This window comes from Micromonospora echinospora (assembly GCF_900091495.1).
Classification (GTDB): domain Bacteria; phylum Actinomycetota; class Actinomycetes; order Mycobacteriales; family Micromonosporaceae; genus Micromonospora; species Micromonospora echinospora.
In genome coordinates this window covers 5,659,055-5,674,078 of record NZ_LT607413.1, presented here as the reverse complement: position 1 = coordinate 5,674,078, position 15,024 = coordinate 5,659,055, and the positions used below count along the sequence as shown (strand labels likewise).

1 protein-coding gene and 1 pseudogene are annotated in these 15,024 nt (G+C 76.1%); both read right to left on the bottom strand.

Annotation, left to right across the window (positions count from 1 at the left end; genetic code table 11):
- Positions 1-67: 67 nt before the first annotated feature.
- Positions 68-5,575, bottom strand: a pseudogene (locus GA0070618_RS24465) (type I polyketide synthase); the annotation flags it as partial.
- 25 nt (positions 5,576-5,600) lie between these two features.
- Entirely contained in the window at positions 5,601-15,017 is a 9,417-nt protein-coding gene (locus GA0070618_RS24460; RefSeq protein ID WP_088983711.1) for a type I polyketide synthase, read from the bottom strand.
- Positions 15,018-15,024 lie beyond the last annotated feature (7 nt).

Genomic DNA, 15,024 nt, shown 5'->3' with positions numbered 1-15,024 from the left:
CGTCACTCGGATAGGGGGTGCTAGGGGCAGCCCAGGGGCGCGGTCGGCCCGGGCGGCCCCGCCGGCCTCACACGTCCCGCCCGGTCAGCCATTCGTGCACGGTCGCGCCGAGGTCCGGACCCCGCTCGCCGACCATCGTGAAGTGGTCGCCCGCCGCGTCCACCGCCTCGTGCGGGTACGGCCACCGGGAGCGCCACCCGTCCGGCTCGCCGGACCACTCCCCCAGCGGCTCGCTGGCCCGGACCAGCAGCGTGGCCGACTCCATCGGGGCGGGCCGCCAGTCCAGGAACAGGGGGATGTACCCGGCCCACGCGGTCGCCCGGTGGTCGTCCATCGGGGTGTACGCGCTGTCCCGCTCGACCATCCCGTCGAGCAGTTGGTTCGTCCAGCCGCCGAGGACCTCACTGTCGGCCGGGTAGGTGTCCATCAGCACCACCGCCGCCGGTGGGCGGCCCTGACGCTCCAACTCCCGGGCGAGCACGTTGGCGACCATCGCGCCACCGGAGTGCCCGGCCAGCACGAACCGGCCGTCGCCGACGGTGCGCAGCACGGTGTCGGCGTGCACCCGCAGCAGCGCGTCGAGATCGGCGGGGAGCTCCTCGCCGACCCCGAAGCCCGGGTTGGGCAGTGCCCACACGTCCCGCCGGCCCCGCAGCCCGGCGGCGAACCGGGCGTACTCGTGGGCGCCGGAGAGCAACGACATCGTGCAGCAGCAGACGACCGGGGTGCCCGGTCCCTCGGCGAGCCGCAGGATCCCGGCCGGACGGGTGAGCTGCCCCGGCTCGGTGAAACTGGGCCGGAACTGAGCGAGCTTCACCAGCAGCTCGGCGTACCCGGCCGCGTCCTCGCGCGCCTTCGGCTGGCGGAACAGCCCGCCGAGGATCCCGCCCGCGCCCTCCGGGGTGGCTGCCCCGGCCGGCGCGTCCCCGGCCGTGTCGCCGAGGATCCGGCCGAGCAGGTGCCGGGCCAGGTCGGCCGGGCTGGGGTGGTCGAAGAGCAGGGTGGCGGAGAGGTCCGCCCCGGTGTCCTGACGCAGGGCGTCCCGCAGCTCCAGCGCGGTCAGCGAGTCGAAGCCCAGTTCGAGGAAGTCCCGGTCGGCCTCGATCGCGCCCGGCGAGGCGTGTCCGAGCACCGTGGCGGCGTGCGCCCGGACCAGGTCGAGCAGGATGCGGTGCCGGTCGGCGGCCGGGGCAGCGGCCAGCCGGTCCCGCAGGGCACGGGCCGGGTCGTTCACCGTCGCGCCGGCCCGGCCGCCCGGCCCGTCGGCCTCGGCCGCCTCGGGCACGCCGCGCAGCAGCGGCGCGGGGCGTACGGCGGTGAAGGCGGGCACGAACGTGGACCAGTCGACGTCGGCCACGGCGACGGCGACGGCGTCGTCGCGTCCGTCGACCGCCCGTGCCAGGGCGTCGGCGGCCAGTTCCGGGTCGAGCGGCAGGATGCCCCGCCGCCGCAGCGGGCCCGGCTCGGCGACCTCGTCGGCCCAGGGCGTCCAGGCCACGACGGTGGCCGGTCGGCCGGCGGCCCGGCGACCGGCGGCCAGGGCCTCCAGGGCGGCGCCGGTGGCGGCGGCGACGGCCGCACCGCCTCCGCCCCAGGTGGCGGCGGTGGAGGTGAAGACGACGAACTCGTCGACGGACCGCTCGGCGCAGACGGCGTCCAGGTCGGACACGGCGTCGACCCCCGCGCCGACCGCGGCGGCGAGGTCGGCCGGTTCGACGGCGGCGACCGGAACACCGGGCCCCGTGGAGTCGACCAGGTGCAGCACGGTGCGCACCGGTGTCCCCGCCGCGTCACACCGGTCCAGCGCCGCCGCCAGCCCGGCGGGATCGGCGACAGTGGTGATCTCGACGCCGTCGGCGGCCAGCTCGGCGGTCAGCTCGGCGGTCAGCTCGGCCGGGACCGGGATCCCGGCCAGCAGCAGGTGGGGCGCACCCCGCGCGGCCAGCCAGCGCAGCACGTACGGAGCGCGCACCGCCGCGCCGCCGTGCACCAGCACCGCGCCCCGGGGTCGCCACGCCGCACCCGTGGCGGCCGGCCCGGGCGGGACGCGCTCCAGCCGCCGGGCATGCAACGCGCCGGAGCGGACGGCGACCTGGTCCTCGTCCCCGGCGCGGGCCACGACCCGGGCCAGCGTGTCGAGGTCCACCCGGTCCGGGGCGGCGGGCAGGTCCAGCAGGCCGCCCCAGAGGCGGGGCTGCTCCAGCGCCAGTACCCGGCCCAGTCCCCAGACGGAGGCCCCGGTGGGGCGGGGCGCGGGATCGTCGGCGGCGACGACCACCGCGCCACGGGTGACGCACCACAGCGAGGTGGAGGTCCCGGCGTCGGCGAGGGCGCGGACCAGGCCGGCGGTGTCGGCCAGCACGGCGGTGCCCGGCCGGTCGTCGAACGCGTCGAGCAGGGACAGCACCCGCACCGGGGCGTCGGTGTCCGCGCCGAGCGCCGTCCGTACCGCGTCGGCCGGGTCGTCGTCGGGGCGGACCGGCACGGTCACCGGGGACAGTCCCTCGGCACGCAGCGCCGCCAGCACCGGTTCGATCGGCGCGCCGGCCGGCGCGAGCACCAGGCAGGGCCCGGCCGGGACCGGCCCGGCCGGCGGCTGCACGGGCACCCAGCCGGTGCGGTACCGCAGGGCGTCCACGCGGGAGCCGCGCCGACGCCGATCCCGGTACCCGGCCAGGGCCGGCAGCACCGCCCGGAGCGTCTCCCCCCGGTCGGCGTCGATCCCGAGCACGGTCGCCAGCGCGGTGGTGTCCCCGCTCTCGGCGGCCGCCCAGAACTCCCCGTCCTCCCCGGTGTCCGCCGGCCGGGGGCCGAGGTCGAGGGTGATCGGGTCAGGCCAGTACCGCTCGTGCTGGAAGGCGTACGTGGGCAGGTCGACCCGGACGGCGTCGGTGCCGGCGAAGAGGTCGGCCCAGCGCACCCCGCCACCGCGCAGGTCCACCGCCGCGACGGCGGCGAGCAGACCGGCCACCTCGGCGCCGTCGCGGCGGGCCAGCGGCACGAACGCCGCCGCCTCCAGGTCGGGCAGGCACTCGCGGGCCATCGGGGTGAGTGCCGCGTCCGGGCCGATCTCCAGGAACGTCCCGGTTCCCGCGCCGGCCAGGGTGGTGACGCCCCGGTGGAACCGGACAGTGTCCCGGACGTGCTCGACCCAGTAGCCGGGGTCGGTGGCCTGGGCGGCGGTGAGCACCTCGCCGGTGCGGTCGGAGACCAGCGGCACGGTCGGCGGATGCCAGGTGACCTTCTCGGCGACCACCCGGAAGTCGTCCAGCATGGCGTCCATCCGGGCGGAGTGGAACGCGTGGCTGACCCGCAGCCGGCGGACCTGCCGGCCCTGGGCGGCGAGACGTTCCCCGGCGGCGAGCACCGCGTCCTCGTCACCGGAGAGGACCACCGACGCGGGACCGTTCACCGCGGCCAGGGCCACCCGGTCGTCGAGCAGCGGGGCCACCTCGGCCTCGGTGGCCCGGACGGCGAGCATCGCCCCACCGGCGGGCAACGCCTGCATCAACCGGGCCCGCGCGGCGACCAGGGCCGCCGCGTCGGGCAGGGACAGCACCCCGGCCACGTGCGCCGCCGCGAGTTCGCCGACCGAGTGCCCGAGCAGGTGCGCCGGCCGCAGCCCCCAGGAGGTGACCAGGCGGTACGCGGCCACCTCGTAGGCGAACAGGGCCGGCTGGGTGAACTCGGTCCGGTCCAGCAGCGCGGCCTGCGGGGTGTCCGGGGCGGCGAACACCACCTCGCGCAACGGCTGGCCGAGGTGCCGGTCGAGTTCGGCGGCCACCTCGTCGAAGGCGGCGGCGAACACGGGGAACCGGCGGTGCAGGTCGGCGCCCATGCCCACGCGTTGGGCGCCCTGGCCGGTGAAGAGGACGGCGAGCTTCCCGGCGGGGCGGGCCACCCCGCGCAGCACACCCGGGGCCGGACGGTCCTCGGCAACCGCCCGCAGGCCCTCGACGAGCGCGTCGGTGTCGTCCCCGGTCACCACGGCCCGGTGCGGCATCGCCGCCCGGGTGGTGACCAGCGAGTACGCCACGTCGCCCGGCCGCAGCCCGGGCTGGGCGGCCAGGTGCTCCAGCAGCCTGCGGGCCTGCCCGGCCAGGGCCGGGGCGGAGCGGGCGGTGACCAGCCACGGGGCGGGCGGGGCGGGGCGACCGGCGGGGGCGGCCCCGGCGGTGTCCTGCGGGTCGGCCTGCTCGATGATGGCGTGCGCGTTGGTGCCGCTGACCCCGAAGGCGGAGACACCGGCCCGGCGCGGACCGTCGCCGTCCGGCCACGGCATCCGTTCGGTCGCCAGGCGGACCGCGCCGGCGGACCAGTCGACGTGCGGGGTGGGCCGGTCGACGTGCAGGGTGGCGGGGAGCACGCCGTGGCGCATCGCGAGCACCATCTTGATCACCCCGGCGACGCCCGCCGCGGCCTGGGTGTGCCCGATGTTCGACTTCACCGACCCGAGCCACAGCGGACGGTCCGCCGGCCGCCCCTGCCCGTAGGTGGCCAGCAGCGCCTGCGCCTCGATCGGGTCGCCGAGGGTGGTGCCGGTGCCGTGCGCCTCGACCACGTCGACCTGGTCGGCGGTCAGCTGCGCGTTGGCCAGGGCGCGGGCGATGACCCGCCGCTGGGAGGGGCCGTTCGGGGCGGTCAGCCCACTGCTCGCGCCGTCCTGGTTGACCGCGCTGCCCCGCAGCACGGCGAGGATCGGGTGCCCGTTGCGGCGGGCGTCGGAGAGCCGCTCGACGAGGAGCATGCCGACCCCCTCCGACCAGCCGGTGCCGTCGGCGGCGGCGGCGAACGACTTGCACCGGCCGTCGGTGGAGAGACCGCGCTGGCGGGAGAACTCGACGAACACGGTCGGGGTGGCCATCACCGACACGCCGCCGGCGAGGGCGAGGGTGCACTCCCCGAGCCGCAGCGCCTGGGCGGCCAGGTGCAGCGCCACCAGGGACGACGAGCAGGCGGTGTCCACGGTGACCGCCGGTCCCTCCAATCCGAGGGCGTACGCGATCCGACCGCTGGCGACGGCGGCGGCGCTGCCGGTGCCGAGGTAACCCTCGACGCCGCCGCCGACCCCGGTGAGCAGGGCCGCGTAGTCGCCCTGGCTGCTGGTGGCCGCGTACACGCCGGTGGGCGTGCCGCGCAGCGTGGTGGGGTCGATGCCGGCCCGCTCGAACGCCTCCCAGGCGGTCTCCAGCAGCAGCCGCTGCTGCGGGTCCATGGCGAGCGCCTCACGCGGGGAGATGCCGAAGAAGGCGGGGTCGAAGTCCCCGGCGTCGTGCAGGAACCCCCCGTCCCGCACGTACGAGGTGCCCCGGCTGTCCGGGTCGGTGTCGTAGAGCGCGTCGAGGTCCCAGCCCCGGTCGGCGGGGAACGGCGCCATCGCGTCCGCACCGGCGGTGACCAGGTCCCACAGCTGCTCCGGGGACCGGACCCCGCCGGGGAACCGGCAGCTCATGCCGATGATCGCCACCGGCTCGGTGAGGGTAGCGGCGAGCTGCTGGTTCTGCTGCTTGAGCTTCTGGTTGTCGAGCAGCGACGCGCGCAGCGCGCTGACCACCTCGTCCAGTGAGACGCTCATCGGGTCCTCCTTGCCGCCGGCCGGGTCACGAGTCGGAGCCTTCGAGGGCCAGCCGGACCAGATCGGCGACGTCGAGGTCACGGATCTCGGTCTCCGCGGTGGCCGGCGCGACCGGCGTGGCGACGGCCGGCTCCGGGGCGGCGGTGTCACGGCCGAGCCGCAGCAACGCGTCGAGCAGGCCGGCCTGGCGGAGCTGGTCCAGCGGGATCGCCGTGAGCACCCGCCGGACCGTCTCCTCGTCGTCGCCGTCGACCGGCTCGCCCTCGTCGCCGAAGAGCTCGTCGTACAGGTGGCCGGCGAGGTCGGCCGGGGTCGGGTAGTCGAAGACGACCGTGGTGGACAGCTCGTGTCCGGTCTCCGCGCCGAGCAGGTTGCGCAGCTCCACGGCGGTGAGCGAGTCGAACCCGAGGTCCAGGAACCCGCGGTCGGTGTCGACGGCGTCCGCCGTGGCGTGGCCGAGGACCTTCGCGGCGGTCACCCGGACCATCTCCAGCAGGGTGCCGCGCCGCTCGGCGGCGGGCAGGGGACGCAGCTCGGCGAGCAGGTCCCGGCCGACGGCCGCGGGTGCCCCGACCGGCTCGGCGGGACCGGCGGTCAGCTCCCGTACGGCCGGCAGGTCGGCCAGGAGCGGACTGGGCCGCAGCGCGGTGAACAGGGGGTGGAAGGTGGCCCAGTCGACGTCGGCGACGGTGACGCAGGTGTCCCCGGCGTCGAGGGCGTGCCGTAGCCCGGCCATCGCCACACCGGGGGGCATCACCCGCAGGCCCCGACGGCGTAGCTGCTCGGGGGCGGTGTCGTCGAACATGCCGGACTCGGTCCACGGTCCCCAGGCCACGGACGTGGCGGGCAGTCCCCGGGCCCGCCGCCGGAGGGCGAACGCGTCCAGGTAGGCGTTTCCGGCCGCGTACGCGCCCTGCCCGCCGCTGCCCCACACCGCCGCGATCGACGAGAAGAGCACGAACGCGTCCAGCTCGACGCCGTCGAGTAGTTCGTCGAGCAGCTCCGCGCCGACCAGCTTCGGTCCGACGACGTACGCCAGGTCCTCCAGGGTGGTCTCGGCCAGCGGCACCACCTCGCTGACCCCGGCGGCGTGCACCACCGCCCGCAGCGGCGGGCCCTCCCGGCGCAGCTCGGCGACGAGCGCGGTCATCGCGGTCCGGTCGGCGGCGTCGGCGCGGACCACCCGGCAGTCGGCGCCGAGCGACTCCAGTTCGGCCAGCAGCTCGGCGGCGCCGGGCGTGTCGGTGCCGCGCCGGCTGGTCAGCACGACCCGCTCGGCTCCGGCGGTGGCCACCCAGCGGGCCACGTGCCCGCCGAGTGCGCCGGTGCCGCCGGTGACCAGCACGGTGCCCCGGGGCTGCCACGGCTCGGGTTCCCCGGCGGTGACGGCGGGGGCGAGGCGGCGCACGAACACCCCGGTCTCCCGCACGGCCAGTTGGTCCTCGGCGGTACCGCCGGTGAGGAGGCCGGCGAGCCGGGTCGCCGTCGGGCCGTCGACCGTGGCGGGCAGGTCGACCAGGCCGGCCCAGCGGGCGGACTGCTCCAGCGCCGCCACCCGGCCCAGTCCCCAGAGCGCGGCCTGCCGGGGGCTGGCCGGCGCGTCGCCGTCGGCGACCCCGACCGCGCCCCGGGTGGCGCACCAGAGCCGCGCCGTCACGTCGCGGTCGGTCATCGCCTGGAGGAGCTGCACGGTGGCGGCCAGGCCGCGCGGCAGCGCCGGATGCTCGGCGTGCGCGGCGTCGTCCAGGCCGAGGAAGGACAGGACCGACCGGGGCTGGTCGGTGGCGGCGAGCGCGTCGGCCAGGAGGCCGGCCAGCTCGTCCGGGTCGACGGTGGTGTCCACCGGCACGGTCGTCACGTCCGCGCCGAGCGCCCGGACGCAGGCGTCCAGACCGGGGTCGGCGGCCAGGACGGCGGGCAGCAGCACCAGCCAGCGTTCCGTCGACGTCGCCGGGGGTGTGGTCGGTGCGGCCAGCGGCTGCCAGACCTCCCGGTAGCGGGCGTCGTCCACCAGGGAGCGTTCCCGCCCGCGTCGCCGCCAGGCGGAGAGGGCCGGCAGCACCGTGCCGAACGGCTGGTCCCGCTCCACGTCCAGTTCACGCAGCAGCGAGTCGAGGTCCTCGGCCTCCACCGCCGCCCAGAACCGGCGGTCGGTCTCGGTCCGGTCGTCGAGCGCAGCGGTGAGCCAGGCGGGCGGCTCGGGCCAGAAGCGCTGCCGGCCGAAGACGTACGTGGGCAGGTCGGCGAGCTGCGGTGCGGCGTCGGCGTACAGGGCCGGCCACCGTGGCGACCAGCCGTGCACGTGGAGCGTGGCGACCGCCCGCAGCAGGGCGACCGGCTCGGGTCGGTCCCGGCGCAGGGTGGGCACCACCAGGGCGGACCGGTCGTCGGCCGACCCGCCGTCGGTGAGGACGGCCTGGGTGAGGGCGGTCAGCACCCCGTCCGGGCCGACCTCCAGGAAGCCGGTGCAGCCCTGCCGGCGCAGCGCGGTGACCGCGTCGGCGAAGCGCACCGCGCCGCGGGCGTGCCGTACCCAGTAGCCCGGCGTGCCCAGCTCGGTCGCGTCGACCGGCGCGCCGGTGACCGTGGAGACCAGCGGCACGGCCGGCGCGTGGTGGGACAGCCGCGCGGCGACGGCGGCGAGGTCGTCGAGCACCGGGTCCATCAGCGGGCTGTGGAAGGCGTGACTGACCGCCAGCCGGCGGGTCCGGACGCCCCGTGCGGCCCACTCGGCGGCCACCTCGTCGACGGCGTCGGCCGCTCCGGAGAGCACCACCGCGCGGGGGCCGTTCACGGCGGCCACGCAGACCCGGTCGGCCCGGTCACCGAGGCTGGCGAGCACGTCGGCCTCACTGGCGGCGACGGCGAGCATCGCCCCACCGTCCGGGAGCGCCTGCATGAGCCGTCCCCGGGCGGCGACCAGTTCGGCGGCGTCGGCCAGGGTGAGCACCCCGGCGGCGTGGGCGGCGGCGAACTCGCCGATGGAGTGCCCGGCGACCGCGTCGGGGCGCAGGCCCCAGTCGGTGAGGAGCCGGAACAGCGCCACCTCGACGGCGAAGATCGCCGGTTGGGTGAACTCGGTCTGGTCCAGCAGGTCGGCCTCGGCCGTGCCGGCCTCGGCGAACATCACCTCGCGCAGTGGTCGGGGCAGGTGCGGGTCGAGGACCGCGCAGACCTCGTCCAGGGCGGCGGCGAAGACCGGGTACGCCCCGGCCAGCTCGCGGCCCATCCCGGGACGCTGCGCCCCCTGCCCGGAAAAGAGGTACGCCACCTTCGGCGTCCCGGTGGCCACCCCGGTGACCAGCAGCGGGGAGTCGTCGCCGCGGGCCAACGCCCGCAGTCCGGCCCGCAGTTCCCGCCGGTCGGCGGCGAGGACGACGGCCCGGTGGTCCAGGACCGCCCGGGACACCACGGACGACCAGCCGACGTCGACCAGTGGCGCGGCCTCCGGTCCGGTGAGCCGGTCGGCCCACGGGCCGGCCTGCGCGGCCAGCGACGCGGCGCTCCGCGCGGACAGCAGCACCGGAACCACCGGCAGCTCGGCCGGGGGCGTGACCGGCCCGGCCGGTTCCGGGACGTGTTCGAGGATGGTGTGGGCGTTGGTGCCACTGATCCCGAAGGAGGAGACGGCGGCGCGGCGCGGTCGGCCGGTCAGCGGCCAGGGCCGGCCGTCGGTGAGCAGTTCGACCGCGCCGACGCTCCAGTCCACCTGGTCGGTGGGCTCGTCGACGTGCAGGGTCGGCGGCAGGTAGCCGTTGCGCATGGACAGGACCATCTTGATGATCCCGGCGACCCCGGCGGCGGCCTGGGTGTGCCCGATGTTCGACTTGACCGAGCCCAGCCAGAGCGGACGGTCGTCCGGCCGGTCCTGCCCGTACGTGGCGAGCAGCGCCTGCGCCTCGATCGGGTCACCGAGCCGGGTGCCGGTGCCGTGCGCCTCGACCGCGTCCACGTCGGACGCGGTGAGCCGGGCGTTGGCCAGGGCCTGCCGGATCACCCGCTGCTGGGCGGGGCCGTTCGGGGCGGTGAGCCCGTTGGACGCGCCGTCCTGGTTGACCGCGCTGCCCCGGATCACCGCGAGCACGGGGTGGCCGTTGCGCCGGGCGTCGCTGAGCCGCTCCACCAGGAGCATGCCGGCGCCCTCACCCCAGCTCGTCCCGTCGGCGGCGGCGGCGAACGCCTTGACCCGACCGTCCGGGGCCAGCCCCCGCTGCCGGCTGAAGCCGACGAACACGCCGGGGGTGGCCATCACGGTGACCCCGCCGACCAGCGCGAGCGAGCATTCGGCGGAGCGGAGCGCCTGGCAGGCCCAGTGCAGCGCCACCAGCGACGAGGAGCAGGCGGTGTCCACCGAGACGGCCGGCCCCTCCAGCCCGAGGGTGTAGGACACCCGACCGGAGAGCACGCTGCCGGCGTTGCCGGTCATCAGGTGGCCCTCGGCGCCCTCGGCACCGATCATCAGGTTGCGGTAGTCCTGGTAGTTGGTGCCGACGAAGACGCCGGTCAGGCTGCCCCGCAACGCCTGCGGGTCGATGCCGGCCCGCTCGATCGCCTCCCAGGAGGTCTCCAGCAGCAGCCGCTGCTGCGGGTCCATGGCGAGGGCCTCACGCGGGCTGATGCCGAAGAAGCCGGGGTCGAACTCGGCGGCCCCGGGCACGAAGGCGCCCTCACGGGCGTAGCTGGTGCCCTCGTTGGCGGGGTCGGCGTCGAAGAGCCGGTCCAGGTCCCAGCCCCGGTCGGTGGGGAACTCCCCGACCGCGTCGCCTCCGGCGGCGAGCAGCTGCCACAGCCGCTCGGGGGTGTCCGCCCCACCCGGGAAACGGCAGCTCATCGCGACGATGGCGATCGGCTCGTCGGACACGGCCGCCGTGACGGGCGCGGTGGTGTCGACGGTGTTCCCGGTGAGCAGCTCGTCGAGGTGCGCGGCGAGCACCGTCGGGTTCGGGTAGTCGAAGGCGAGGGTGGCCGGCAGCCGCAGACCGGTCGCGGTGGCGAGGAGGTTGCGCATGTCCACCGCGGTCAGCGAGTCCAGGCCGAGATCGCGGAACGGGCGGGCGGCGGGGACGTCGTCGGCCGCCCCGTAGCCGAGGGCGGTTGCCGCGCACTGCCGGACCAGGTCCCGCAGCTCCGCGTTCCGCTCGGCCGGGTCGAGTCCGGCGAGCCGCTGGGCGAGCGCCGACGACGGCGTCTCCTCCGTCGCCTCGGCCGGCTGGTCCGCCGGCCGGGCGAGCTGCCGCACCTCCGGCAGGTCACCGATCAGCGGGCTGGGCCGGACCAGGGCGAACGCCGGGGCGAACCGGGCCCAGTCGATGTCGGCGATCACCGTGGTGGTCTCGCCGCGCCGCAGGGCCCGGGCCAGCGCCTCCACGGCGAGGTCGGGGTCCATGGCGACCATGCCGCCGCGCTGGAGCCGCTGGCGGGCGCGCTCGTTCTCGGCGGGCAGGCCCGCCCCGCTCCAGGCGCCCCAGGCGACGGAGAGCGCCGGGCGGCCTTCGGCACGACGCCGCTCGGCCAGGGCGTCGAGGTGGGCGTTCGCCGCCCCGTAGGCGCCCTGCCCGGCGTTGCCGGTGGTGCCGGCGACGGAGGAGAACAGCACGAAGGCGTCGAGGTCGAGGTCCCGGGTCAGCTCGTCGAGGTGCTCGGCGGCGGCGCACTTGGGCGCGGCGACGGTGTGCAGCCGGGCCGGGGTGGCGGTGTCGACGATGCCGTCGTCGAGGACGGCGGCGGTGTGCAGCACGGCGGTGAGCGGGGCGTCCTCGGGCGTGTTCGTCAGCAGGGCGGCGAGCTGCGCCCGGTCGGTGACGTCGCAGGGCGCCACGGTGACGCGGACCCCGAGGTCGGTCAGCTCCGCCGCGAGGTCGGCGGCGCCCGGCGCGTCCGGGCCGCGTCGGCTGGCCAGCAGGACGTGCGCCGCGCCGGAGCGGGCCGCCCAGCGGGCCATGTGTCCGCCGAGCCCGCCGGTCCCGCCGGTGATCAGCACTGTGCCGCGCATCCGCCAGCCGCCGTCTTCGGCGTCGGTGGTGGCCGGCTCGGGTTCGGTGATCCGGGTGAGGCGGCGGACGAGGACGCCGGTGTCGCGGACGGCGACCTGGTCCTCGCCGCCGCTGTCGCCGAGGACCGCGCAGAGGCGCGCGCCGGTTCCCGGGTCGAGGTCGGCCGGCAGGTCGACCAGTCCGCCCCAACGACCGGGGTGTTCCAGCGCGACCGCCCGGCCGAGTCCCCAGACGGCGGCGGCCGCCGGGGTCGGCGGCCCGTCCCCGGCACCGACGGTGACGGCCCGTCGGGTGGCGCACCACAGCGGGGCCTCCACACCCAGCGTGCCGAGCGCCTGCACCAGGTGGGCGGTCCCGGTGACGCCGAGCGGGGTCGCCGGATGCTCCGGGTGGGCCCGCTCGTCGAGGCCGAGCAGGGAGAGCACGGCGGCGGGTCCGTCGGTGGGGAGGGCCGCGCGCAGCCGGTCGGCGAACGCCGGCTGCTCGTCGGTCCCGTCCAGCAGCACCGGTACGACGTCCGCGCCGACGTTGCCGAGTGCGCCCAGCACGCCGGCGACCAACGGATCGTCGGCCAGCGCGGCGGGGATCGGGACGAGCCAGGTGCCGGAGAGCCGGGTCAGCGGCAGGTCGGGCAGCGCCTCCCAGGTGACCCGGTAGCGCCACCGGTCGAGGTCCGGCTCCCCGTCGTCCTGGTGGACGAAGATCGGCGGTGCCGGCCAGTAGCGCTGGTGGTCGAAGGCGTAGGTGGGCAGGTCGACGGTCGCCGTCTCGGCCAGCACCCGCCGCAGGTCCACCGGCAGGCCGACCGTGTACGCCGTGGCCAGACTGGTCAGCAGCCGGGTCGGATCGTCCTCACCCCGCCGCAACGTGCCGAGCGTGTGACCGGTGACACCGGCGTCGTCCAGGATCCCCGTCACCGGCATGGTCAGCACCGGATGCGGAGAGATCTCCACGAACGTCGTATGACCCGCCCTCACGGCCACCCGCACCGCAGGGTCGAAGAGCACCGTGCGCCGCAGGTTCTCGTACCAGTAGTCCGCACCCATCGACTCCGGGACAACCCACTCCCCGGTCAGGGTGGACACGAGACGCACCTGCCCGGACTGCGGCGTGATGTCCGCCAGATCCTTGCGCAACTGCTCGGCGACCTCCTGCACCGCCGGAGAATGCGACGCATAGTCCACCGGAATCAGCCGCGCCCGGATGCCGTCGGCCTGACACGCAGCCACCAGATCGGCCACCGGCTGCGGCGGCCCGGAGACGACCACCGTCGACGGACCATTCACCGCCGCCACACCCACACCCGGGAACGCCGGCAGGCGCTCCGCGATCCCCTCGGCGGAGAGGTCCACCGACGCCATCGCACCCGTACCCCGCAACACGGCGAGGGCACGTGACCGCAACGCGACGGTCTTCGCCGCGTCATCCAACGACAGAATCCCGGCGACACACGCCGCACCGATCTCACCCTGCGAGTGACCGATCACCGCCTGGGGAACCACACCCGCGTGCTCCCACACCGCCGCCAACGCCAGGCCGACCGCCCACAGCACCGGCTGGACGACCTCCACCCGCTCCAACCACGACTCGTCGTCACCGGTCAACACCGAGACCAGATCCACGTCCAGGTACGGCGCGAGCGCCCGCTGACAATCGGCCAACCGCGCGTCGAACACCGGCACCCGACCCACCAGACCGGCCGCCATCCGCGCCGACTGCGCACCCTGACCCGGGAACACGAACACCGGACCGGAGTTCGAGGCGGTGCCCCTGACCACGTTCCCCGCCGGCAGGCCCGACGCCATCGCGTCCAGACCCGCGAGGAGGTCCGCCTCGCTCGTACCGACGACCACCGCCCGCTGGTCGAGGCTGGCGCGGGTGGTCGCCAGGGACCAGGCCAGCGCCGAGACGTCCACGTGGTCCTGCGCGCGCACGTGCGCGGCGAGGCGGGCGGCCTGACCAGCGAGGGCGTTCGTCGTCCGAGCCGACACGGGCCAGACGGTCACGTCCGCGCCGACCAGTCCCGGCGTCCGGTCGCGGGTCTCAGCCGTCCCGTCGACGGATTCGTCGGCCTGCTCGATGATCACGTGCGCGTTGGTGCCGGAGATACCGAACGACGACACCGCCGCCCGACGCGGCCGATCCACCACCGGCCAGGACCGCGCCTCGGTCACCAACTCCACCGCACCCGCCGACCAGTCGATATGCGGCGACGGCTCATCCACATGCAACGACGCCGGCACCACACCATGCCGCATCGCCAGCACCACCTTGATCACCCCGGCGACCCCGGCGGCGGCCTGCGCATGCCCGATATTCGACTTCACCGAGCCCAGCAGCACCGGGTTGGCGTCCCCCCGGTCCTGCCCGTACGTGGCGAGCAGCGCCTGCGCCTCGATCGGGTCACCGAGGCGGGTACCCGTGCCGTGGGCCTCGACGAGATCCACGTCGGCGGTGGAGAGCCGGGCCGAGGTGAGGGCCTGACTGATCACCCGCTGCTGGGCGGGACCGTTGGGGGCGGTCAGTCCGTTCGACGCGCCGTCCTGGTTGACCGCGCTGCCCCGGACGACCGCCAGGACCCGGTGGCCGTTGCGCCGGGCGTCCGACAGCCGCTCCACCAGCAGCCAGCCGACCCCTTCGGAGAAACCGGCCCCGTCGGCGGCGGCGGAGAACGACTTGCACCGGCCGTCCGGGGACAGGGCACGTTGCCGGCTGGAGCCGACCAGGAGTCCGGGGGTGGCCATCACGGTGACCCCGCCGGCGAGGGCCAGCTCGCACTCCCCGGCGCGGAGCGCCTGCACGGCGAGGTGCAGCGCCACCAGGGAGGAGGAGCAGGCCGTGTCGATCGACACCGCCGGCCCCTCTAGCCCCAGCGTGTACGACACCCGCCCGGACGCGACGGCCGCCGCCCCGCCGGTCATCGAGTGGCCCTCGTCCCCGTCGGGCGACATCATCAGCAGGGTGCCGTAGTCCTGCCCGTTGGTGCCGACGAAGACTCCGGTCCGGCTGCCGCGCAGCGAGACGGGGTCGATGCCGGCGGACTCGACCGCCTCCCAGGCCGTCTCCAGCAGGAGCCGCTGCTGCGGGTCCATGGTGAGGGCCTCGCGGGGCGAGATGCCGAAGAAGCGGGCGTCGAAGTCTCCGGCCCCGTCGACGAACCCGCCTTCCCGGGCGTAGGAGGTGCCCGGGTTGTCGGGGTCGGGGTGGTAGAGCCGTTCCAGGTCCCAGCCCCGGTCGTCGGGGAAGAACGTGACGGCGTCCCGGCCCTCGCGCAGCAGCTCCCACAGCTCGTCCGGGTTGCGCACCCCGCCGGGCAGCCGACAGCTCATCGCCACGATCGCCACCGGCTCCAGTTCCTGGGACTGGACCTCGCTGAGCCGTCGACGGGTGTCGTGGAGATCAGCCATGACCCGCTTGAGGTAGTCGCGGAGCTTGTCTTCATTGCCCATGTCGGAG